This window comes from Ochrobactrum sp. C6C9 (genome assembly GCF_022627935.1).
GTDB classification, from domain to species: Bacteria; Pseudomonadota; Alphaproteobacteria; order Rhizobiales; family Rhizobiaceae; genus Brucella; species Brucella teleogrylli.
Genome location: NZ_JABXGB010000022.1, coordinates 42,827 through 62,481 on the forward strand (window position 1 = coordinate 42,827; position 19,655 = coordinate 62,481).

The following is a 19,655-nucleotide window of genomic DNA, read 5'->3' on the forward strand; positions in this document are numbered from 1 at the left end:
GATGTTCCGGGTAGATGTTATTTTTAAGTATATGCTTAAATATGGAATCTGCAGCCCATATCGTAAAACAGGAAAATATTCGTTAAATAGGAAAAAAGTCCTTGACTGCGTAACGGTGCTTTGGTAGTCATTCGGTACGGTCGAAGAAGTGTAACCGCAGCCACTGATTGCGGGAATAACCTGTCGAACCAAACATGTTCATAACCCCGAAGGCGCCCGCGCTTCCGGGGTTTTTTTATAAGCACAGGTGCCGCAGTTGGACATCACAACAAGACAAGCGCGGGGCGAGAAGCGTATCCGGCATGCCTATGCATTGCAGATGGCTCACGGCATCGACAGTGCCGAAATGGCGGAGGTGCTGGGTTATTCGCTGGATAATTATCTGATGCGGTTGCGCCGGTTGCAGCTGGTCGGCCCATCCGGTGCGACGCTGAAACCGCAGGTAAAAGCCGATCCGGCATTGGAGCGGTTGCAGACCGAATTGAAACGGCTGCTCGAAGCAGAAGAGTTGCCGGACAAGGGGAAGGCGGAAGCCTTGATGGCGCTGGCAAGGGCTGTGAAGACGGTGAGCGAACTTTCTGCCGAAGCGGCCACCCCGGCGCGTTCGGAAGAAAATTCCACGGTCAGCGTCAACGAGGCGCGACAGGCTCTGATCCGCATAGACAGGAGAATTGAGGAACTTGCAAAAAGGCGCGCAAGGGAAATCCTGGGGCGCGGGCTTGACGCGAATGCAGGTGATGGCGGCGGGGGAGGAGTGGTTTCTCCGGGCGCGTGACGCGCAATTGCCGCCCGCCGGAGACTGGCGCGTCTGGCTCATTCTTGGCGGACGCGGTTCCGGCAAGACGCGGGCAGGCGCGGAATGGGTTTCCGGCATGGCGCTGGGTCTGCCGCCTTTCACGCAAAAGCCAAGTGGGCATATCGCGCTGGTCGGTGAAACTTTCAACGATGCGCGGGAGGTGATGGTCGATGGGCCATCGGGGATTTTGTCGGTGTCGCGGCTCTGCCGCCCTCGCTATGAGGCAACGCGCCGCCGTCTGATCTGGGACAATGGTGCGACGGCGACGTTGTTTTCGTCGGAAGACCCGGACAGCTTGCGCGGGCCGCAATTTGCCGCCGCCTGGTGTGACGAACTGGCGAAATGGAAGCATCCGCAGGAAACCTGGGACATGCTGCAATTCGGTCTGCGGCTGGGGACGTCTCCACGGCAGGTGGTTACGACGACGCCGCGCGCGGTGCCGTTGCTGAAAACACTGATGGCGGACGAAGGTGTTTCGATGACGCATATGCGCACCGATGAAAACGCCGCCAATCTGGCCGATGGTTTCATCGCCACCATCAACCGGCGTTATGCGGGCACGCGTCTTGGGCGACAGGAACTCGACGGCGAACTGATCGAGGAGCGTCCGGGTGCGCTGTGGTCGCGCGATCTGATCGAGCGCGGTTTCGAGGAAAGCGCGCCACCCTTGGTTCGTATTGTTGTCGCCGTTGACCCACCGGCCTCGTCGGGCAAGGCGTCGGATGCCTGCGGCATTGTCGCGGCGGGTATCGATGCGGAGGGGATCGGGCATGTGCTGGTCGATGACAGCATGTCGATGGCCAAACCGCATCAATGGGCGCGCAAGGCTATCGCGCTTTATCACCGTCTGGAGGCCGACACGATTGTCGCCGAGGTCAATCAGGGCGGCGAGATGGTGGCTGCGGTGCTGGCGGCGGAAGACCCTTCGGTGCCGGTGCTGAAACGCCATGCGACACGGGGCAAGTGGCTGCGGGCGGAACCCGTCGCGGCCTTGTACGAGCAGGGTCGGGTGCGTCATGCGGGTCGGTTTTCCGCTCTGGAAGACGAGATGTGCGATTTCGCGCCGGAAGGGCTTTCCAGCGGTCGCTCGCCGGATCGTCTTGACGCGATGGTTTGGGCGTTGGGCGAACTGATGCTGGGCACGGATATGAAGCCCCGCATCCGGCGCTTTGGCTAAATTTTAGAAAACTGGAGAGGCCACTTTATGGCTTGGAACTGGGCTTGGAAAAGGCCGGGGCGCGAAACTGCGTCGCGTCTGCCCGCACCCGTGAATGCGGGGCGTGAGCTGAAAATGACAAACGGTTTCGTGGCGCTGCATGTCGAACGCAATGCGTCGTGGATTGCTAGGGATTATACGACGCTTGCCCGCGAGGGCTTCATGCGCAATCCGGTGGCGCATCGCTGTGTGCGCCTGATTGCCGATGCGGCCAGCAGCGTGCCATGGCTGCTCTATGAAGGCGTGATGGAGCATGACACGCATCCGCTTCTCGACCTGATCGCATCGCCGCAATCGGGCATGGATGGCGCGAGCTTTCTGGAAAGGCTCTACGGCCACCTGCTGATTTCCGGCAATGCCTATGTGGAGCGGGTCGATCTGCCGAGCGGGCGGATTGAATTGCATCTGCTGAAGCCGGAACGTGTCAGCGTCGAAACGGATGCCAATGGCTGGCCGCAAGCGCTGGTCTACCGTTCCGGCTCCACGATACGGCGCATTGCGCTTGGCACGGAAACGGCTGCGGGTCTGCACCTCAAACTGTTTCATCCGCTCGATGACATCTATGGTTTCGCACCGCTTGAAGCGGCCTTGATGGCGCTCGACACGCATAATGCTGCGGGCGCGTGGAACAAGGCGTTGCTCGACAATTCGGCGCGTCCATCGGGCGCGTTGGTCTATGCGCCGAAAGATGGCGGCAATCTGACCGAGGAACAGTTCGAACGGCTGAGGGCCGAACTGGAAGAGGGCTATACCGGCGCGTCCGGTGCCGGGCGTCCGCTGCTTCTGGAAGGCGGGCTCGACTGGAAGGCGATGGGTTATAGCCCGCAGGATATGGATTTCATCGAAGCCAAGAATGGCGCGGCACGCGACATTGCGCTGGCATTCGGTGTGCCGCCGATGCTGCTCGGCATTCCCGGCGACAATACCTATGCCAATTATGCCGAGGCCAACCGCGCTTTCTATCGCCTCACCGTGCTGCCCTTGATCGGGCGCATGGCCAAGGCGCTCAGCCATTGGCTGGGGCCGCTTTTCGGCGAGAATTTGCGCCTCGACTACGATGCCGACCACATTGAGGGGCTTTCGTCTGAACGCGAGGCGTTGTGGCGGCGCGTTTCCGATGCGCCTTTCCTCACTGATGACGAGAAGCGCGAAGCTGTTGGCTATCAGCCTCACACAAAATGCAGGAGGTCGTCATGAGCAATCTGAACGACACGGTTTTTGCATCTGATGCCGCATGGCTTTGGTTCGCCAAGGTGGCGGGTGCGGTTGCCGGATCGGCGGTGTCGCTTGCCTATATGCTGCCGCATGGCAGGCGCGAGGCGGCGGTGCGTTTTGCCGTCGGCATCATTTGCGGCATGGTTTTTGGTGGCGCGGCGGGTGTAAAAATCGCCGAAGCGCTGGCGCTTGATGCCGCACTCGGGCGGGCGGAACTGATGCTGATGGGATCGGCATCCGCCAGCCTTGCCGCCTGGTCGGCGCTTGGCGTGTTCAAGCGTTTTAGCGAGCGGCTGAAACACGCCGCCCTGCCGGGCATTCTCCCCGCCGAAAGGAGCACCGATGGCGAAGCCTGATCTGAAGCTCGAAACCAAACGCGCTTCGCTGGCGCTTGAAGATGTCGAGATTGACGGCAGCTTTTCCGGCTATGCCAGCATTTTTGGTCTGCCGGATCTCGGCGCCGATGTGATCGAGCGCGGCGCTTTCAGCCGTGCACTACGAGAACGCGGCACATCGGGCATCCGCATGTTGTGGCAGCATGATGCGGCGGAGCCGATCGGCGTCTGGACGCAGATCAGGGAGGATGCGCGCGGGCTCTACGTCGAAGGCAGGCTTGCCAAGGGCGTGGCGCGGGCCCGCGAGGCGCTGGATCTCTTGCGCTCGGGCGGCATTGACGGGCTGTCCATCGGCTTTCGCACGGTGAAGGCGCGGAAAGATGCGCGCACCGGTCTGCGCCATATTCTGGAAGCCGATCTTTGGGAAATCTCGGTGGTGACCTTTCCGATGCTGCCGCAGGCGCGCATCGGTCAGGTCAAATCGGATTTACCGACCATCAGGGAATTCGAACGCTGGCTCACGCGGGATGCGGGGCTGAGCCGTGCGAGCGCACGAACGGTCATAGCCAGGGGCTATGCGGCGCTCGGCGAAAACCGGATAGCGCGGGACGCCATCCGGCATGAGGAAGCTGGTCTTGCGCAGCGTATGCGCGATGCCGCGAAAACAATCTCCAATTAAACAGGAACTCCATGGAAAAAATTCATGCCATCCCGCTTGAAACCAAAAGCGTGGAAACGAAATCGCTTGTCTCGCATCAGAATGGCGATGTCGGCGAGGCTTTCGAGGAATTCATGACCGCGTTTTCGGCCTTCCGCGATGCCAATGACGAAAGGCTAAAGAACGTTGAGAAACAAGCGGGCGTGGACGTGCTTCTGACCGAAAAGGTCGAGCGCATCAATCGCGCACTGGATGAGCAGAAGCATGCGCTCGATAGTTACGTGTCGAAACAGTCGCGTCCGCAGCTGGGCGGCGCTTCGGTTATTGGCAATGTCGAACACAAGCAGGCCTTTGATGGCTATGTGCGTCGCGGTGACGAGCAGACGCTGCGCGGCATCGAGCAGAAGGCGCATTCCTATGCTTCGGGTCCGGATGGCGGCTATCTGGTGCCTGCCGAGCTTGAAACTGAAATCGGTCGCAGGCTGGCCGTGCTGTCACCGATCCGCGGCATTTCCGGCGTGCGTCAGGTCTCCGGCGCTGTACTGAAAAAGCCGTTCTCCATCACCGGTCCGGCAACGGGCTGGGTCGGCGAAACAGATGCCCGTCCGCAGACGGCATCCGCCAAGCTTGCCGAATTGCAGTTCCCGACCATGGAAATCTACGCCATGCCAGCGGCAACCGCAGCGCTTCTCGACGATGCGGCGGTCAATGTCGAGCAGTGGATTGCCGAGGAGGTGGAAACCGCCTTCGCCGAGCAGGAAGGCGCTGCCTTCGTCAACGGCGATGGTGTCAACAAGCCGCGGGGTTTCCTGAATTATGACAGTGTCGCTGAAAGCGCCTGGGAATGGGGCAAGCTTGGCCATATCGCCACCGGCGTCGATGGCGCGCTGCCTGCGACTGACCCGTCCGACAAGCTGATCGAGCTTATCTATGCGCTGAAAGCCGGTTATCGCCAGAACGCCAATTTCGTCATGAACCGCAAGACGCAGAGCGTGTTGCGCAAGCTGAAGGACAAGGACGGCAATTATCTCTGGCAGCCGCCATCCGCCATTGGCGACAAGGCGTCGCTGATGGGCTTCGGTCTGGTCGAGGCCGAGCACATGCCCGACATTGCAGCCGATGTTCCGGCGATTGCCTTTGGTGATTTTGGACGCGGCTATCTGGTTGTCGACCGAATCGGTGTGCGCGTGCTGCGCGATCCATATTCCGCAAAACCCTATGTCCTGTTCTACACCACCAAGCGAGTCGGTGGTGGCGTTCAGGATTTCGACGCGATCAAGCTGCTGACCTTCGCAGCTTAGGCATAAGACCGACTGGTATTTTTCTCAGGTCTTTTGAAGCCCCACTGCCGGTTTTGGCAGGTGGTTTTGCGCTCGCGAGAGGTGAAACTTGTAGAGGGCGTTGAGTGTAACTGACTGATTTGAAAGTTATCGTTTAGGGGAAATTCCATGACAATGTTTCTTGTCACGCCGCCGGCAGTCGAGCCGGTGACGATCGAAGACGCACGCACATTTTTGCGTATCTCGACACAAAGCGAAGACACCATTCTGGAGCGCCTGATCAAGACGGCGCGGGAACTGGTGGAAGCCGAAACCGGCCTCGCGTTGATCGACCAGACCTGGCGGCTGCGCGTGGATCGCTGGCCGCGTTCGGGCCGTCTGGCGCTGTTCAAATATCCGGTTTCAGCCGTGACCGAAGTGGTTGCCTACCGCGCAGACGGCACGGCAATCAGCTTCGCGCCGGAGGAGTTCGAGCTGCAGTTGGGACGCCGTCCGCAACGCCTCTATATGGCGCCTTATCCCGACGCCCCGACCTTTTGCGGTATCGAGGTGGATTTCGTGGCGGGCTTTGGCGCCACTGCCGATACGGTGCCCGAGGTTTTGAAACAGGCGATCCTCAGCCTCGTCGCCCATCTTTATGAATCGCGCGCAGGCGTCGATGCTGGTTCCGCGGCGGTGTCCTTCCCACCGATGGTCAACCAGATGGTCGATGGCTGGCGACGGATTTCTCTATGAACAATGTGCTCTTCATCGATCCGGGCCAGCTCACCGCGGAGCTGGCTCTGGAAATGTTGCAGCCGGTGGCCGACGGTATGGGCGGTTATGCTGAAGCATGGGTGGAAATCGCGACGGTCTGGGGACGCATCGAACCCGTTTCGGTCGCGCAGCGCGATTTCGGCACACGACCGCAGCCGCAGGTGACGCACCGCATCCTGCTGCGGTTTCGCGACGATATTTCAACCGCCATGCGGCTGCGCAAGGGTGCGCGCCTGTTCCGGCTCAGCGCGGTGCATGACCCGGACGAGACCGGGCGTTACCTCGTCTGCCTGGCGGTCGAGGAGGGACGATGAACATTGCGATGAAGCTGACGGCGGAGGGTCTGGTGCGGGCGCTGCGCTGGAAGGCTTTGGCCGTCAGCGACGATCTGATTTTCGACAGACAGGCGCTTGCGCAGAGTGCTGGCGCTAAAATGGTAACTTCCAGCGGGGACCCGGATGGAACTTGGAGCGGCAGCATTACAGAGGGCGCTCTTTGACGCCCTGAAAGACGACGACGGACTGAAAGAAACACTCGGCGGCGAACGGATTTACGACCATGTGCCGCCGAAAACACCATTCCCCTATGTGACGCTTGGCGAGACATCCAGCCGCGACTGGAGCACGGCCAGCGAAAAGGGCGACGAGCATTTCGTCAACATACAGATTTGGGCGAAGGAAAGCGGGCGCAAGCGCGTGCTGGACATCGCCGCGAAGATTGCGAGCCGCCTTGATGAGGGGCCGCCGGTTACGGTGGATGGGCATCATCTCGTCAATCTCATGCTGACCGAAGTGATCGCCCGCACCACGGACGGTCTCGGCAGCTATCTCGGCACCATGCGCTATCGCGCGGTGACCGAGCCTTTGATTCTAATCCAGGAGAAATGAATGGCGGCTCAAAGAGGCAAGGATATCTTGCTCAAGACGGCGCGTGGTGATGGCAGTTTTGAAACCTGCGCGGGTCTGCGCACCAAGCGCATTGCCTTCAATGCGGAAACCGTCGATGTGACCGACGCGGATTCCGCCGGACGCTGGCGTCAGCTTCTGGCGGGCAGTGGTGTGCAGCGCGTTTCGGTCAGCGGGTCGGGCATTTTCAAGGATGCCGGATCGGACGCTCTGGTGCGCGATCTGTTTTTTGACGGTGAAATAGTTGACTGGCAGATCGTACTGCCGGATTTTGGCACCGTCACCGGGCCGTTTCAGATTACGGCACTGGAATATGGCGGCGATCACGACGCCGAAATGACCTTCGAGATTGCGCTGGAATCAGCGGGCTATATGACCTTCGGTGCCGTCCTATGATGGCCAACCGCCATCGCGGCGAGGTTGCCGCAAAGCTCGATGGTCGCGACTGGATTCTCTGTCTCACTTTGGGCGCGCTTGCCGAGCTGGAAACAGCTTTCGAAGCGGATAATCTTTCGGAACTGATTGCGCGGTTTTCGACAGGGCGGCTGTCGGCCCGCGATATGTTGCGTATTCTCTGTGCGGGCCTGCGCGGCGGCGGTCATGCCGTCAGCGAAGAAGATGTCGCCGATATGCGGGCCGAAGGCGGTGCCGCCGGTTTCGCGAGCGTGGTCGCCGCACTCCTGACCGCCACATTCGGCACATCTGCAAAGCCGGAAAGCGATTCTCCGCCAAACCCTTGAGAGCCGCAGTTGAATCGGAATCTTCGCCGAAGCCTTTCCCGTGGGATGAGGTGATGCGGGCGGGTTTCGGTTTGCTGCGGCTTTCCTCACAGGCTTTCTGGTCCATGACCCCGCGTGAACTTTCGGCGGCACTCGGACCGCTTACAGCGCAGCGCGACGCGCCCACGCGCCATGCGCTCGATGCGCTGATGCGCGCTTTTCCCGACAGGTGATTTAATTGACAGACGAAACCGTAACCGTATCCGTCGATGCGGATACAAGCGCGTTCGACCGCGCCTTGACCGATCTCGAAAAGCGCTCGTCGAGTTTCGGCAGAAGCCTGACTTCGGCGTTGAAAGGCGCGATCACCTCCGGTCAGGGGTTGGAGGATGTGTTGCGCAGCCTCGCGACCAGTCTGGCCGGTTCGGCCCTGTCGGCAGGCTTGCAGCCGCTGCAAGGTCTTGCTTCATCGGCGATTGGCGGGCTGACGAGCGGCATCAGTTCGATCATGCCGTTCGCCAAGGGTGGGGTCGTATCCAGCCCGACCTATTTCGGCATGGGGTCCGGTTCGCTCGGCCTCACTGGTGAGGCAGGCGCGGAAGCGATCCTGCCGCTGGCACGCGGGGCGGATGGCCGTCTTGGCGTTGCGACGGGCGGCGGCGGCAGCCCGGTGCAGGTCGTGTTCAATATGACATCGCCCGATGCATCGTCGTTCAGAAAATCCGAGGCGCAGCTTTCGACCATGCTGGCGGGTGCGGTGCGCCGCGGCGCAAGGAGATTGTGAGCATGACGGACGCCTTTCATGATGTGCGCTTTCCGCTCGGCGTTTCCTTCGGGGCAACCGGCGGGCCGGAATGGCGCAACGAGATTGTCACGCTCACCTCGGGACTGGAAAAGCGCAATGCGCGCTGGGCGCATTCCCGCCGTCATTTCGATGTCGGCACGGGTCTGCGTTCGCTTGATGATCTCAAAACTGTGCTGGGTTTTTTCGAGGCGCGGCGCGGGTCGCTTTATGCGTTCCGGTTTCGCGATCCTTTCGATTATTCATCCGCGCCGGGCAATATTCCGCCGACCTATCTCGATCAGAAGCTGGGCAGTGGCGATGGCGCGACAACGCACTTCCAGCTCATCAAGAGTTACGAGAGCTATGACCGCCCGGTGACGCGTCCTGTGGCCGGTTCGGTGACGGTCGGGGTCAATGGCGCGCGCATGGATGAAGGCGAGGCGTTCATGGTCGATCTTGCGACCGGGCAGATCACGTTCACACCAAGCTATGTGCCGGGCGTCGGCGCTGTGGTGACGGCTGGGTTCCTGTTCGATGTGGTCGTGCGTTTCGACACGGATCGCCTGGCAGCCAGCATCGCCTCGTTTCGCGCTGGTGAAATTCCATCCATTCCGATCATTGAGGTGAAGTCATGATCCCGGTTCCGGCAGCGCTTGAATCACATTTGCAAGGCGAGGTGACCACCCATTGCTTCGCATGGATTATTCGGCGTCAGGACGCTGTGGTTCTGGGTTTCACCGATCATGACCGGACACTCACGGTCAATGGTGTCGCCTGCGAACCGCAGACCGGGCTGAACAGTTCCGAGGCCTCGACCACGCTTGGCCTTTCCATCGCGGGCGGCGAGGTTGAAGGCGCGCTGTCGTCCGCGAAGATTAGTGACACGGATATCGAAAACGGACGCTATGACGGTGCGGCGATAGAAGTCTATCTGGTGAACTGGTCCGCGCCCGACCAGTTCATGCTGTTGCGCCGCTGGACGGCGGCGAAGATCAGCCGTTCGGGCGCAAGCTTCGTCATGGAATTGAAAGGCGTTGCGGCCCTGTTCGACGCGGTGCGCGGCAGGCGGATCATGCGCTTGTGCGATGCCAGTCTGGGTGACGGGCGCTGCGGGGTGAATCTCGGCGACCCCCGTTATTTTGCGGATGGCGTGGTGGTGACCGCCAATGGTGCTGAAGTGACAGCGACCGGTCTTGCCGGTTTCGCAACGGGCTGGTTCGCGAATGGCTATCTCACCTGGATGAACGGCAGCAATGTCGGCGCGAAAATACGCGTGCTGGATCACAGCGGAACCACCTTGCGCCTCAGCGAGCCGCCGGTTCTTCCGATTGCGGCAGGCAATAGTTTCCGCGTAGTCGCTGGCTGCGACAAGAGCTTTGTCACCTGCAAGGCCAAGTTTTCCAATGGCGTCAATTTTCGTGGCTTCCCGCATCTGCCGGGCAACGATGCCGCCTATAGCTATGTCAGCGGCGAGCAGGAATATGACGGGAGCGCGTTGGTCCAATGACGATTGCCGAACGGGTTCTGATTGAGGCCGAACGGTGGCTCAGCACGCCCTATCGGCATGGCGCTTCGACGCTTGGCGTGAGCTGCGACTGTCTCGGTCTGGTGCGCGGCATCTGGCGGGCGCTCTATGGCTGCGAGCCAGAAGATGCCGGTGCCTATGCGCCCGATTGGGGCGAGGTGACAGCGGGCGACCGGCTGCTTGATGCCGCGTCCCGGCACATGGCGCGGCGCGAGACCGGCGAGGCGCTGCCGGGCGATCTGATCGTCTTTCGCTGGCGGGCCGATGTAGCGGCGAAACATCTTGGCATCATGGGCCGCGAGAACCGGTTTATCCATGCCTATGAGGGCCACGGCGTTATGGCGTCGGCGCTGGTGCCGCAATGGCGCAGACGGATTGCGGGCATTTTCATTTTCCCCGAAAGGACAGACTGACCCATGGCGACAATCGTTCTGCAAGCCGCTGGTGCTGCCATTGGTGGCATATTCGGTCCGGTTGGCGCTGCAATCGGCGCGGGCCTTGGCGCCATGGCGGGCTATAGCATCGACACGGCGCTGATCAATTCCACCAGCCACAGCGAAGGCGCAAGGCTTTCCAGCGGTCGCGTTGTCACGGCAGAGGAAGGCGCCAGCCTGCCTTTCATCTATGGCACGGCCCGCGTTTCCGGCACGCTGATCTGGGCGACCCGATTTGAGGAAAGCGCAACCACCGAACGGCAGGGCGGCAAGGGCGGACCGAAGGTCACGAGTTACAGCTATTTCGGCAATGCCGCTTATGCGGTGGCCGAAGGTGAGATCGCGTTCATTCGTCGGGTCTGGGCCGATGGGCAGGAACTCGATCTCACCGACATCGAAATGCGTGTCTATCGCGGTGACGCTGCGCAGCAGCCCGATCCGCTGATCGAGGCCAAGCAGGGCACCGGCAACGCGCCCGCCTATCGCGGCACGGCCTATGTGGTTTTCGAGCGGATCCCGCTCGACAGTTTTGGCAACCGGCTGCCGCAATTCGAGTTCGAAGTGGTGCGGCCGGTGGGCAAGGTCGCGCGCGATCTGCGCGCCGTGGCGCTCATTCCCGGCTCGACTGAATTCGGGCTGATGCCCGATCCCGTTACCGACGAGCCGGTGCCGGGAACCACGCGGGCGCTGAACCGCAACGCCATCCGGGCGCGCAGCGATTGGACGGCGGCGCTGGATGAATTGCAGGCGCTTTGCCCCGGCCTGCGGCATGTGGCGATTGTGGTGCCATGGTTTGGCGACGATCTCAGGGCAGGGTTTTGCCATATCCGCCCCGGCGTGACCGAACTTTCGGTGCGCAAGCCGAGCCATGTCTGGAAGGTGGAAAATGTTGCGCGCTCTGCCGCGCATCTCATCTCGATGAATGGCAGCGGGTCGGCCTATGGCGGTACGCCATCGGACGAAAGCGTTATCGCGGCGATCCGTGATGCCAAGGCGCGGGGTCTGGGCGTGACGCTCTACCCGTTCATCATGATGGATATTCCGGCGGGCAACACGCTGCCATCGCCCTATGATGGCGTCGGGCAGCCGGTCTATCCGTGGCGCGGGCGCATCACGTGTCATCCCGCCATTGGTCTGCTGGGCACGCCCGACAAGACGCCAGCGGCGGCAGAACAGGTCACGGCCTTTGTCGAAGGCGAATGGGGCTATCGTCGCTTCCTGCGCCATTGCGCCGCTCTGGCGGTGCAGGCGGGCGGTGTCGACGCTTTCCTGATTGGCTCGGAACTGCGCGGCCTCACCAGCATTCGCGATGCACGCGACAGCTTTCCCTTCGTCACGAGCCTTTGTTCGCTGGCAGCCGAGATGCGCCAGCGACTGGGCAGCGCCTGCCAAATCACCTATGGCGCGGACTGGACCGAATATTTCGGTTATCAAGCGCAGGACGGGACCGGTGATCTGTTCTTCAACCTCGATCCGCTCTGGTCGCATCCTGCCATCAATGCCATTGGCATCGACAATTACATGCCGCTCGCCGATTGGCGCGACGATGATCTCGATGGCGGCAATCCGGACGGTTTCGACGGACCTTACGATTTTGCCGGGCTGACGAGCCAGATCGAGGCGGGCGAGGGCTATGACTGGTATTATGCCAGCGACAGCAATCGCGGCGCGCGGCAGCGCACACCCATCACCGACGGGCTGGCGGGAAAGCCATGGGTCTATCGCTACAAGGATATCCGCGCCTGGTGGAGCAATCCGCATTTCAACCGCATCGACGGGGCTGAAGCGACGATCCCGACCGGCTGGGTGCCGCAATCCAAACCGATCTGGTTTACGGAACTGGGCTGCCCGGCGGTGGACAAGGGGCCGAACCAACCGAATGTTTTTCCCGACCCGAAATCGTCGGAAAATGCGACGCCGTATTTCTCAAACGGTGCACGTTCCGATGCCGCCATGGAGCGGTTTTTGCGCGCCCATTACCAGCACTGGCCAACGGCGAATGCCGTGTCGCCTGTCTATGGCGGGCCGATGCTGGATATGGATCGCATCTATCTCTGGGCGTGGGACACGCGACCTTTTCCGGAATTTCCGCTCAGCAGCAGCATCTGGGGCGATACCGCAAACTGGCGTCTCGGCCATTGGCTGAACGGGCGTCTGAGCGGTGTCGCGCTGGATGAGCTGATTGCGGCGATCCTTGCCGATTTTGGTCTGCCACAGGCTGAATGTTCGCAGGCCGATGGCTATCTCGCCGGTTTCGTCATCGCGGAAGCATCGACAGCGCGCGGCGTGCTGGAGCCGCTGCTGAATGTCTTCGGCGTGCATGGTTTCGAGCAGGCGGGCCAGTTCGTTTTCAGAAGCATAGCGCGGGCGTCGTCTTCGGTCGCGATCAGTGACATGCTGGTGCAACCGGATGACGGCAACGCGCTCACCGCCGAACTGGAAGATGCGGGCACATTGCCGGCGACGGTCGAGTTTTATTGCAGCGACCCGCTGAGGAATTTTCAGGTTGTCGGCGCGGCAGTACGACGGGACGAGGGGCAGGGCAGCGAGAGCATCAGCCTATCCGGCTCGATGGAGCAGGGACAGGCGACGGCACTGGCTGAAAGCTGGATGGCGCGCCGTTTTGCCGAGCGGCGGACGGCATCCTTTTCGCTGCCATGGTCTGCGGCGGCGCTTCACGTCGGCGACCGGCTGCGCCTCGATATGCTGGGCGGCGCGCGTGACTATGTCGTAACCGGCCTTGATGACGGTTCGGTGCGTTCCGTCAGGACGACGGCGCTTGCTCCAAACATCATCTTTGCGGACCGGGGCGAGACGCCGCAAGCTGTTTCGGGCGGGCCCGCTATCGACATGAAACCGGTGTTTCATCTCGTTGATCTGCCGCTCTGGCCTGGAGCGGAGGAACCCGCAGGCCAGTTTCGTATCGCAGCCCATGCCAAGCCATGGCGAGGTGTCGCGGTCTATGCATCGCCAACGGCTGAAGGTTTTGCCGAGCGGGCGAAGATTACCGAACGGGCGGTCATGGGCGAACTGGTCGCGCCGCTTGCCGGTGGTCCGAGCGGGCGTTTGCAGGAGGGGCATTCGGTTGAGGTCACGCTCTATGCGGGTGAGTTGCAATCGCGTCCGCTGGCGCAGATTTTGAACGGAGCGAATACCGCACTGTTGCAAACGCTTAATGGGGATTGGGAAATATTCCAGTTTCTCGATGCGGACGAAATCGGGGCCAATCGCTGGCGTTTGTCGCGATTGTTGCGCGGGCAGCTTGGTACGGAAGCGGCGGCTCTGGCCGACAAGCCGGTCGAGACGCCGTTTATCTTTCTGGATATGGCTGTGAGCGGGGTGGGGCTATCTGCGTCCGAACTGGGGCTTGAACTCAACTGACGTGTCGGAACGGCGGGCAAGACTTTCTCCGATGCCTATTTCGAAACGTTCCGGCAGACTGGCGGTCTGCGCGGGCTGACGCCGCTTAGCCCGGTTCATTTGAAGTATGACCGTGCGGCCAATGGCGATCTCGCTTTTGGCTGGACGCGGCGCGGGCGGATCGACGCCGACAGCTGGCTTGGCGAAGACATTCCGCTCGGCGAGGACCGCGAACTTTACGCGGTTGAGGTCTGACAAAATGGCGCTGTTGTGCGGCGCGAACAAGTGGCAACAGCGTCCTGGACCTATGCCAAGGCGATTCGCACCGCAGACGTCGGTGCCGGTGCGTTCGAGCTCCGCGTTGCGATGGTCAGCACGAAAATCGGTGCCGGTGATACGGCTATACTCAATCTGGCGGCTGGCCTATAATTTCTGGAGAAACGAGATGACGGACGACAAATCCTGGTATCTTTCCCGCACAGTCTGGGCGGGTCTGGTCTCGATCATTCTGGGGCTGGCGGGCGCTTTCGGGATCGCGGATGGCACGATAGATCACGGCGCGCTAACGGATGTTTTACTGCAACTGGCAGCTGCAATCGCTGGAATTGTTACGATATTCGGCCGTATCAGGGCAACATCGCGCATTTCATAATTTCACAAAGCGTGATAGCTAAGGGAAAATATTCTTTAAGGTCTATAGCGGGAACAGGCTGTTCATGCATCGTTCAGCTGTCGCGCGCTATACAAGGCGGCATGATGAAAAAGAACTCTGCACTCAAAGTTTTCGCGCTTCTCGCGGTGAGTTTTGGCTTGTTGCCCGTCGGCGGCATTGCCGATGCTGGCGCTATGCCGATTGCTGCGCCGCAGACCTCCAATCTTCTGATCGCCGCTGCCAGCGACTGCGCCGCCGTGGGCGAACAGGTTGCGGCCAAACAGGGCGGACAGCTCGCCAAGGCCACCCCTTCCACCCAGAACGGTGCGCCGGTTTGCGTTGTCGTCGTGCTGGTCCCCGGTCGCGACGGTGAACGTCCGCGTCGGGTCGAAGTGGCTGTGCCCAATCGATAAAATTCCCGGCATGGGTTTTAGAGCATTTCCAGCAAAAGTGCGAAGCGGTTTTGCGCAGGATAATGCGTAAAACAAATAGATAGTGCGGCTCCACGATTCTGTTTTAAAGGAGCCGCTCTAGAAACCGGTTTGCGTCGCATGAGCAAAGTGGCTTTTGCGTTGCATCTGATCCGTTGAAGGGAGACAGCCCGCTTGCGTATCCTGATTGTTGAGGACGACAAGGACCTGAACCGGCAACTTTCCGATGCGATGGTTGCCGCCGGTTATGTGGTCGATAGCGCCTATGACGGCGAAGAGGGCCATTTTCTGGGCGATACGGAACCCTATGATGCGGTGATTCTCGATATCGGACTGCCGCGTATCGACGGCATCAGCGTCGTGGAACGCTGGCGTCGCAACGGCCGTGCCATGCCTGTGCTCATGCTGACCGCCCGTGATCGCTGGAGCGACAAGGTTGCCGGTATCGATGCCGGTGCGGATGATTATGTCGCCAAGCCATTTCATATCGAGGAAGTTCTGGCGCGGCTTCGTGCGCTCATTCGTCGTGCTGCCGGTCATGCCTCGTCGGAAATCGTCTGCGGTCCCTTGCATCTCGACACCAAGACCTCCAAGGCCAGTGTTGACGGCGTGTCGCTGAAGCTGACCTCGCATGAATACCGGCTTTTGTCCTATCTCATGCATCATATGGACGAAGTGGTTTCCCGCACGGAATTGGTGGAGCATCTCTACGATCAGGATTTCGATCGCGATTCCAATACGATTGAAGTTTTCGTCGGACGCCTGCGCAAGAAGATGGGTGTCGATCTGATCGAGACCGTGCGCGGTATGGGTTATCGTATGCGCTCCGATGCCGGAGCTGAACCGAAGGGGAACGACAACTGAAGCGTTTTCGCGTCATCCCATCGCTTCGCTCTCTCGCCGTTCGCGTCGTCACATTGTCGACGCTGTGGGTGATTGCCGCGCTAGTGGTGGTCGCGACGCTTATCGGATCACTTTACAGCGACGCAGCCCGCAGCAATTTTGAACGGCTTCTGACCGCGCATCTGTTCAGCCTCGTCGGCGCTGTCAGCGTATCGACGGAAGGCGTGCTTCAAGGACGTCCCGAACTGGGTGAACTGCGCTATTCAAGCCCGCTTTCCGGCTGGTACTGGTCGGTGGACCCGCTCGCACCCAATGTGAGCGGCAAGCTGGAATCGCCCTCGCTGATTGGGCGCATTGTCCCGGAAATGCCGATCACGCAGGCACCTTTCGACAGTTCCTTCATGCGCAGCTATTCCTTGCCGGGTCTCAATGGCGAAGAGCTTTTCATCGTCGAAACGGAAGTCGTGCTGGATAATGCGGGCAGAGTGGCCCGCTTCCGCGTGATGGGCAATCTCAGCGAAGTCATGAACGAGATTTCCGATTTCAGGACGAAGCTTGCCGCCTATCTTGCGGTGTTCGGTATCGGCAGCATCCTCATCAATGCAGCCATCATCCTGTTCGGCCTGCGCCCGCTGGACAAGGTGCGTCAGGCGCTCACCGATATTCGCGAGGGGCGTTCATCCAAGCTCGACGCTTCGCTGCCGATGGAAATTGCGCCGCTTGCCCGCGAAATGAATGCATTGATCGAAAACAACCGCCGAATCGTCGAGCGGTCGAGAACGCAGGTCGGCAACCTTGCTCATTCGCTCAAGACGCCGCTGTCCGTGTTGGTCAATGAAGGCCGCGCCATCGGCGGCGATCAGGGCCGCGTCGTGCAGGAGCAGAGCGAGGCCATGCAGGTGCAGATCCAGCATTATCTGCAACGTGCGCGCATAGCGGCGCAACGGGACAGTGTGGTGTTCCGCACCTCTGTCGCGCCGGTGATGGAGCGCATGCAACGGGTGACCGCCAAGCTTAACCCTGCACTGCATGTCAGCTTGCGCAATGATCTCCCGCACGCGATCTTCGCCGGTGAAAAGGAAGACCTTGAGGAAATCATCGGCAATCTTCTTGAAAATGCCGGAAAATGGGCAAGCCGCCGGGTGAATATCACCGTTGGGGCAGCAATGGGCGGGCAACGGCAGTTTGAAATCGTGATCGAGGATGACGGGCCGGGACTTGAGGACGACAAGATGGAGGCCGCATTGAAACGCGGCAGCCGCGTGGACGAAACCAAGCCGGGCACAGGTCTGGGGCTTGCCATCGTGCAGGATACGGTTCGCGAATATGGCGGCCAGTTGCATCTCGACCGCAGCCCGCTCGGGGGCCTGCGTGTTCGCAGTGTGTTACCGCTTGCCGAAGATTAAGGTTGTCTTTTAGGCTGAAACGGCGTCTTTGCTTTTTAGTATTTCCGTATACAAAACAGGCTCACATTTTTGCGGGAAATGCTCTAAGAAATTGAAATTACAAGATCGCATGATGCGATAATATGCAAGCTCATTGGTTCATGAGGGCCGGTTTGTTATGATGATGGAATTGAGGTTTTCTTCTCCGGTTCTGGTCGTTCCGACCATGGTGGCGCTGTCGCTGGCCTTGGCGGCATGTGGCACATCGGGTGGTGGCAGAGGGCTGACATCGCTTGGCGGATCGTCGTCATCTGCAAAGCCGGAATCGAGCCTGCTCGCATCGCTGGGCAACGGCCTGCTTGGCAATGCGGCAAACCAGCTGAGCGCGGGCGACCGCAAAAAAGCGCTGGAAGCCGAATATCGTGCGCTTGAATATTCGCCAGCCGGCAAAGCCGTTTCCTGGAGCGGCGGTTCGAACTCCGGTGATGTCACTGCGGCACAGCCTTATCAGGTCGGCTCGCAGAATTGCCGCCAATATTCGCACACCTTCGATATTGGCGGATCGCAGCAGACCGTGCGCGGCACTGCTTGCCGCAACACAGACGGCAGCTGGACGCCGCTGACCTGACCACTCACGGGCGGCCTTTGCGGCGAATTGCCCTAGGCGGCCTGTTGTGGCAGGTAGAGGTTGGTTTTTCCCATGCCTACGCTTAAGTCGTAGCCATGGGATTTTGGTTGATTGCAGCATTATTGACGTTAGCAGCCACTTTGGCTGTCTTGTTGCCGCTCACGGGGCGCAAGCAGGATTTTTTGCCTGCTGAAAAGAACGACCTGGAAGTTTATCGCGATCAACTGCGCGAGGTCGAATCCGATGCCGCGCGCGGCATGATCGACCCGCAAAGCGCCGAACAGGCGCGAATTGAAATTTCCCGCCGCATTTTGAGTGCTGAAAAGGTCAGTCAGGACGCTGTGAGCGCAGCGAAGGCCACAAAGTCGGGCCGCGTTCTGGCCTTGGTTGCCGTGTTGGCGGTCCCATTGATCGCCTGGGGCGTCTATCCGCTTTTTGGCAAGCCGGACGTGCCGTCCATGCCGCTTGCGGACCGTCTCTCCGATAATCCTGATCGCGGTTCCGTTGATGAGTTGATCGCGCGGGCTGAAGCGCATCTGGCGAAAAACCCTGATGGTGCACGCGGCTGGGATGTGCTGGCGCCGATCTATATGCGTCTTGGCCGTCCAGCGGATGCGGTGAATGCTTATCGTTCTTCCTTGCGCATTGACGGCGAAAATTTCCAGCGCTTGCTGGGTCTGGCCGAAGGGCTTGCCGCAGTTTCCGGCGGCACGATCACCGCCGAGGCAGAAACATTTCTGAACAAGGCTGTCGCGCTCGATCCGAACGATCCGCGTCCGCAATTTTATCTGGCGCAAGGCGAGATGCAGGACGGTCGCCCCGATGCTGCCGCCGCCCGTCTCAAGACCCTTCTGGACAAGGCGCCAGTTGATGCTCCCTGGCGTGGTCAGGTCGAGCAGGCCATTGCGCGGCTAAGCAATCCTTCGGCCAACCAGCCGACAGAGCAAAAAGGCCCGTCATCCGACGATATCGAAGCGGCTTCGTCCCTGTCGGCAGAAGACCGTCAGACGATGATCGAGGGCATGGTTCAACGTCTTGATGAAAGTCTTCGCCAGAATAGCGGGGATGTCGAAGGCTGGAAGCGTCTCGTGCGCTCCTATATGATCCTGCATCGCCGCGATGCGGCGCTTGATGCGCTGAACCGGGGCATGACCGCCCTTGCGGAAGAACAGCGAACCGAACTTCGCAGTTTTGCATCCGGCTTGGGTCTAGAGGCACAGAAATGAGCGCGACCGCAGAAGAAAACGCACGCAAGCCGAAACCTGCTGGCAGTCTTGCCCGGACAATCGGCCAGAGAAAACGTAAGCGCCTGATGTTGATCGGCGGTGCGCTGGCGGTTCTGGCCGTGGCGGTCGGCTTGATGCTGATGGCTTTCAATCAGGACATCCGGTTCTTCCGCACGCCCGCTGATCTGACGGAACAGGAATTGACGTCCGGTTCTCGTTTTCGTCTGGGTGGTCTGGTCGAGGAAGGCTCGGTCAGCCGGGAAGGCAGCGAGCTTCGCTTCACCGTCACCGATACGATCAAGACCGTGAAAGTGGTGTTCGAAGGCATTCCGCCTGACCTGTTCCGTGAAGGGCAGGGTGTGGTGGCCGAAGGACGTTTCGGACAAGACGGCGTGTTCCGCGCCGATAATGTGCTTGCCAAGCATGACGAGAACTATGTTCCCAAGGATCTTGCCGATAGCCTTAAGGCCAAAGGCGTGTGGGAAGGCAAATAATTATGCCGGGAGA

At 60.3% G+C, this 19,655-nt stretch carries 24 protein-coding genes and 1 pseudogene; all 25 read left to right on the forward strand.

Translation table 11 applies throughout. The annotated features are described in order from the left end of the window. Positions 1–319 precede the first annotated feature (319 nt). The 25 genes and pseudogenes from HWD97_RS17165 to ccmE all read left to right on the forward strand — a co-directional run bounded on the left by HWD97_RS17165 (position 320) and on the right by ccmE (position 19,642). Positions 320–775 carry a hypothetical protein gene (locus HWD97_RS17165; protein WP_371835324.1) on the forward strand — a complete coding sequence of 152 codons (456 nt, stop codon included), beginning with the start codon at positions 320–322 and terminating at the stop codon, positions 773–775. Continuing rightward, positions 738–1,973 carry a DNA-packaging protein gene (locus tag HWD97_RS17170; protein ID WP_371835325.1) on the forward strand — a complete coding sequence of 412 codons (1,236 nt, stop codon included), beginning with the start codon at positions 738–740 and terminating at the stop codon, positions 1,971–1,973. Before HWD97_RS17165 ends, HWD97_RS17170 begins: the two co-directional genes overlap by 38 nt. Positions 1,974–2,000: 27 nt before the next feature. Continuing rightward, positions 2,001–3,209 carry a phage portal protein gene (locus HWD97_RS17175; RefSeq protein ID WP_371835301.1) on the forward strand — a complete coding sequence of 403 codons (1,209 nt, stop codon included), beginning with the start codon at positions 2,001–2,003 and terminating at the stop codon, positions 3,207–3,209. Beyond that, positions 3,206–3,583: a DUF6107 family protein gene (locus tag HWD97_RS17180; protein WP_138785734.1), complete on the forward strand. Its 378-nt coding sequence runs from the start codon at positions 3,206–3,208 to the stop codon at positions 3,581–3,583. The genes HWD97_RS17175 and HWD97_RS17180 overlap by 4 nt, the downstream gene beginning before the upstream one ends. Beyond that, the gene (locus HWD97_RS17185) at positions 3,570–4,241 is read left to right on the forward strand and encodes an HK97 family phage prohead protease (RefSeq protein ID WP_371835302.1); all 672 of its coding nucleotides are present in this window, start codon (positions 3,570–3,572) and stop codon (positions 4,239–4,241) included. Before HWD97_RS17180 ends, HWD97_RS17185 begins: the two co-directional genes overlap by 14 nt. Before the next feature lie 11 nt (positions 4,242–4,252). Further along, positions 4,253–5,521, forward strand: coding sequence for a phage major capsid protein (locus HWD97_RS17190; protein WP_371835303.1), 1,269 nt, complete (start codon positions 4,253–4,255; stop codon positions 5,519–5,521). A gap of 147 nt (positions 5,522–5,668) precedes the next feature. Beyond that, entirely contained in the window at positions 5,669–6,235 is a 567-nt protein-coding gene (locus HWD97_RS17195) for a head-tail connector protein (RefSeq protein ID WP_371835304.1), read from the forward strand. Beyond that, positions 6,232–6,570, forward strand: a complete 339-nt coding sequence (locus tag HWD97_RS17200; RefSeq protein ID WP_371835305.1) for a phage head closure protein — start codon at positions 6,232–6,234, stop codon at positions 6,568–6,570. Before HWD97_RS17195 ends, HWD97_RS17200 begins: the two co-directional genes overlap by 4 nt. After that, positions 6,567–6,755, forward strand: a complete 189-nt coding sequence (locus HWD97_RS17205) for a hypothetical protein (protein WP_140024878.1) — start codon at positions 6,567–6,569, stop codon at positions 6,753–6,755. The genes HWD97_RS17200 and HWD97_RS17205 overlap by 4 nt, the downstream gene beginning before the upstream one ends. Further along, entirely contained in the window at positions 6,715–7,143 is a 429-nt protein-coding gene (locus tag HWD97_RS17210) for a DUF3168 domain-containing protein (RefSeq protein ID WP_371835306.1), read from the forward strand. The genes HWD97_RS17205 and HWD97_RS17210 overlap by 41 nt, the downstream gene beginning before the upstream one ends. Next, complete coding sequence (locus HWD97_RS17215) at positions 7,144–7,557, forward strand: phage major tail protein, TP901-1 family (RefSeq protein WP_140024876.1); 414 nt, start codon at positions 7,144–7,146, stop codon at positions 7,555–7,557. Beyond that, a complete protein-coding gene (locus HWD97_RS17220) occupies positions 7,554–7,901 on the forward strand; it encodes a gene transfer agent family protein (protein ID WP_235891993.1) in 348 nt (115 codons plus the stop codon). Before HWD97_RS17215 ends, HWD97_RS17220 begins: the two co-directional genes overlap by 4 nt. After that, complete coding sequence (locus tag HWD97_RS17225; protein ID WP_371835307.1) at positions 7,898–8,113, forward strand: rcc01693 family protein; 216 nt, start codon at positions 7,898–7,900, stop codon at positions 8,111–8,113. Before HWD97_RS17220 ends, HWD97_RS17225 begins: the two co-directional genes overlap by 4 nt. A gap of 5 nt (positions 8,114–8,118) precedes the next feature. Beyond that, positions 8,119–8,664, forward strand: a complete 546-nt coding sequence (locus tag HWD97_RS17230) for a phage tail tape measure protein (protein WP_140024875.1) — start codon at positions 8,119–8,121, stop codon at positions 8,662–8,664. Positions 8,665–8,666: 2 nt separating this feature from the next. After that, the gene (locus HWD97_RS17235; protein ID WP_371835308.1) at positions 8,667–9,299 is read left to right on the forward strand and encodes a TIGR02217 family protein; all 633 of its coding nucleotides are present in this window, start codon (positions 8,667–8,669) and stop codon (positions 9,297–9,299) included. Next, positions 9,296–10,171, forward strand: coding sequence for a DUF2163 domain-containing protein (locus HWD97_RS17240; RefSeq protein WP_371835309.1), 876 nt, complete (start codon positions 9,296–9,298; stop codon positions 10,169–10,171). Before HWD97_RS17235 ends, HWD97_RS17240 begins: the two co-directional genes overlap by 4 nt. Further along, positions 10,168–10,602, forward strand: a complete 435-nt coding sequence (locus tag HWD97_RS17245) for an NlpC/P60 family protein (protein WP_371835310.1) — start codon at positions 10,168–10,170, stop codon at positions 10,600–10,602. Before HWD97_RS17240 ends, HWD97_RS17245 begins: the two co-directional genes overlap by 4 nt. A 3-nt stretch (positions 10,603–10,605) precedes the next feature. After that, positions 10,606–14,412, forward strand: a pseudogene (locus HWD97_RS17250) (glycoside hydrolase/phage tail family protein). Between the two features lie 16 nt (positions 14,413–14,428). Further along, the gene (locus HWD97_RS17255) at positions 14,429–14,635 is read left to right on the forward strand and encodes a hypothetical protein (RefSeq protein WP_140024870.1); all 207 of its coding nucleotides are present in this window, start codon (positions 14,429–14,431) and stop codon (positions 14,633–14,635) included. Positions 14,636–14,739: 104 nt separating this feature from the next. Next, positions 14,740–15,048, forward strand: coding sequence for a hypothetical protein (locus HWD97_RS17260; RefSeq protein WP_109368603.1), 309 nt, complete (start codon positions 14,740–14,742; stop codon positions 15,046–15,048). Positions 15,049–15,240: 192 nt separating this feature from the next. After that, positions 15,241–15,930 carry a response regulator transcription factor gene (locus tag HWD97_RS17265; protein WP_171318965.1) on the forward strand — a complete coding sequence of 230 codons (690 nt, stop codon included), beginning with the start codon at positions 15,241–15,243 and terminating at the stop codon, positions 15,928–15,930. Between the two features lie 53 nt (positions 15,931–15,983). Further along, the gene (locus tag HWD97_RS17270) at positions 15,984–17,315 is read left to right on the forward strand and encodes an ATP-binding protein (protein WP_235891991.1); all 1,332 of its coding nucleotides are present in this window, start codon (positions 15,984–15,986) and stop codon (positions 17,313–17,315) included. Positions 17,316–17,472: 157 nt separating this feature from the next. Beyond that, positions 17,473–17,922 carry a hypothetical protein gene (locus tag HWD97_RS17275; RefSeq protein ID WP_121535510.1) on the forward strand — a complete coding sequence of 150 codons (450 nt, stop codon included), beginning with the start codon at positions 17,473–17,475 and terminating at the stop codon, positions 17,920–17,922. Positions 17,923–18,017: 95 nt separating this feature from the next. Continuing rightward, a complete protein-coding gene (gene ccmI, locus HWD97_RS17280; RefSeq protein ID WP_371835311.1) occupies positions 18,018–19,148 on the forward strand; it encodes a c-type cytochrome biogenesis protein CcmI in 1,131 nt (376 codons plus the stop codon). Further along, positions 19,145–19,642, forward strand: coding sequence for a cytochrome c maturation protein CcmE (ccmE, locus tag HWD97_RS17285; protein WP_109368608.1), 498 nt, complete (start codon positions 19,145–19,147; stop codon positions 19,640–19,642). Before ccmI ends, ccmE begins: the two co-directional genes overlap by 4 nt. The last annotated feature ends 13 nt before the right edge of the window (positions 19,643–19,655 follow it).

Bases quoted from the DNA above. Each gene is read 5' to 3' on its own strand.
- HWD97_RS17165 (WP_371835324.1), top strand. From the start codon at position 320: ATGGCTCACGGCATCGACAGTGCCGAAATGGCGGAGGTGCTGGGTTAT.
- HWD97_RS17170 (WP_371835325.1), top strand. From the start codon at position 738: ATGGCGGCGGGGGAGGAGTGGTTTCTCCGGGCGCGTGACGCGCAATTG.
- HWD97_RS17175 (WP_371835301.1), top strand. From the start codon at position 2,001: ATGGCTTGGAACTGGGCTTGGAAAAGGCCGGGGCGCGAAACTGCGTCG.
- HWD97_RS17180 (WP_138785734.1), top strand. From the start codon at position 3,206: ATGAGCAATCTGAACGACACGGTTTTTGCATCTGATGCCGCATGGCTT.
- HWD97_RS17185 (WP_371835302.1), top strand. From the start codon at position 3,570: ATGGCGAAGCCTGATCTGAAGCTCGAAACCAAACGCGCTTCGCTGGCG.
- HWD97_RS17190 (WP_371835303.1), top strand. From the start codon at position 4,253: ATGGAAAAAATTCATGCCATCCCGCTTGAAACCAAAAGCGTGGAAACG.
- HWD97_RS17195 (WP_371835304.1), top strand. From the start codon at position 5,669: ATGACAATGTTTCTTGTCACGCCGCCGGCAGTCGAGCCGGTGACGATC.
- HWD97_RS17200 (WP_371835305.1), top strand. From the start codon at position 6,232: ATGAACAATGTGCTCTTCATCGATCCGGGCCAGCTCACCGCGGAGCTG.
- HWD97_RS17205 (WP_140024878.1), top strand. From the start codon at position 6,567: ATGAACATTGCGATGAAGCTGACGGCGGAGGGTCTGGTGCGGGCGCTG.
- HWD97_RS17210 (WP_371835306.1), top strand. From the start codon at position 6,715: ATGGAACTTGGAGCGGCAGCATTACAGAGGGCGCTCTTTGACGCCCTG.
- HWD97_RS17215 (WP_140024876.1), top strand. From the start codon at position 7,144: ATGGCGGCTCAAAGAGGCAAGGATATCTTGCTCAAGACGGCGCGTGGT.
- HWD97_RS17220 (WP_235891993.1), top strand. From the start codon at position 7,554: ATGATGGCCAACCGCCATCGCGGCGAGGTTGCCGCAAAGCTCGATGGT.
- HWD97_RS17235 (WP_371835308.1), top strand. From the start codon at position 8,667: ATGACGGACGCCTTTCATGATGTGCGCTTTCCGCTCGGCGTTTCCTTC.
- HWD97_RS17240 (WP_371835309.1), top strand. From the start codon at position 9,296: ATGATCCCGGTTCCGGCAGCGCTTGAATCACATTTGCAAGGCGAGGTG.
- HWD97_RS17245 (WP_371835310.1), top strand. From the start codon at position 10,168: ATGACGATTGCCGAACGGGTTCTGATTGAGGCCGAACGGTGGCTCAGC.
- HWD97_RS17255 (WP_140024870.1), top strand. From the start codon at position 14,429: ATGACGGACGACAAATCCTGGTATCTTTCCCGCACAGTCTGGGCGGGT.
- HWD97_RS17260 (WP_109368603.1), top strand. From the start codon at position 14,740: ATGAAAAAGAACTCTGCACTCAAAGTTTTCGCGCTTCTCGCGGTGAGT.
- HWD97_RS17275 (WP_121535510.1), top strand. From the start codon at position 17,473: ATGATGATGGAATTGAGGTTTTCTTCTCCGGTTCTGGTCGTTCCGACC.
- ccmI (WP_371835311.1), top strand. From the start codon at position 18,018: ATGGGATTTTGGTTGATTGCAGCATTATTGACGTTAGCAGCCACTTTG.
- ccmE (WP_109368608.1), top strand. From the start codon at position 19,145: ATGAGCGCGACCGCAGAAGAAAACGCACGCAAGCCGAAACCTGCTGGC.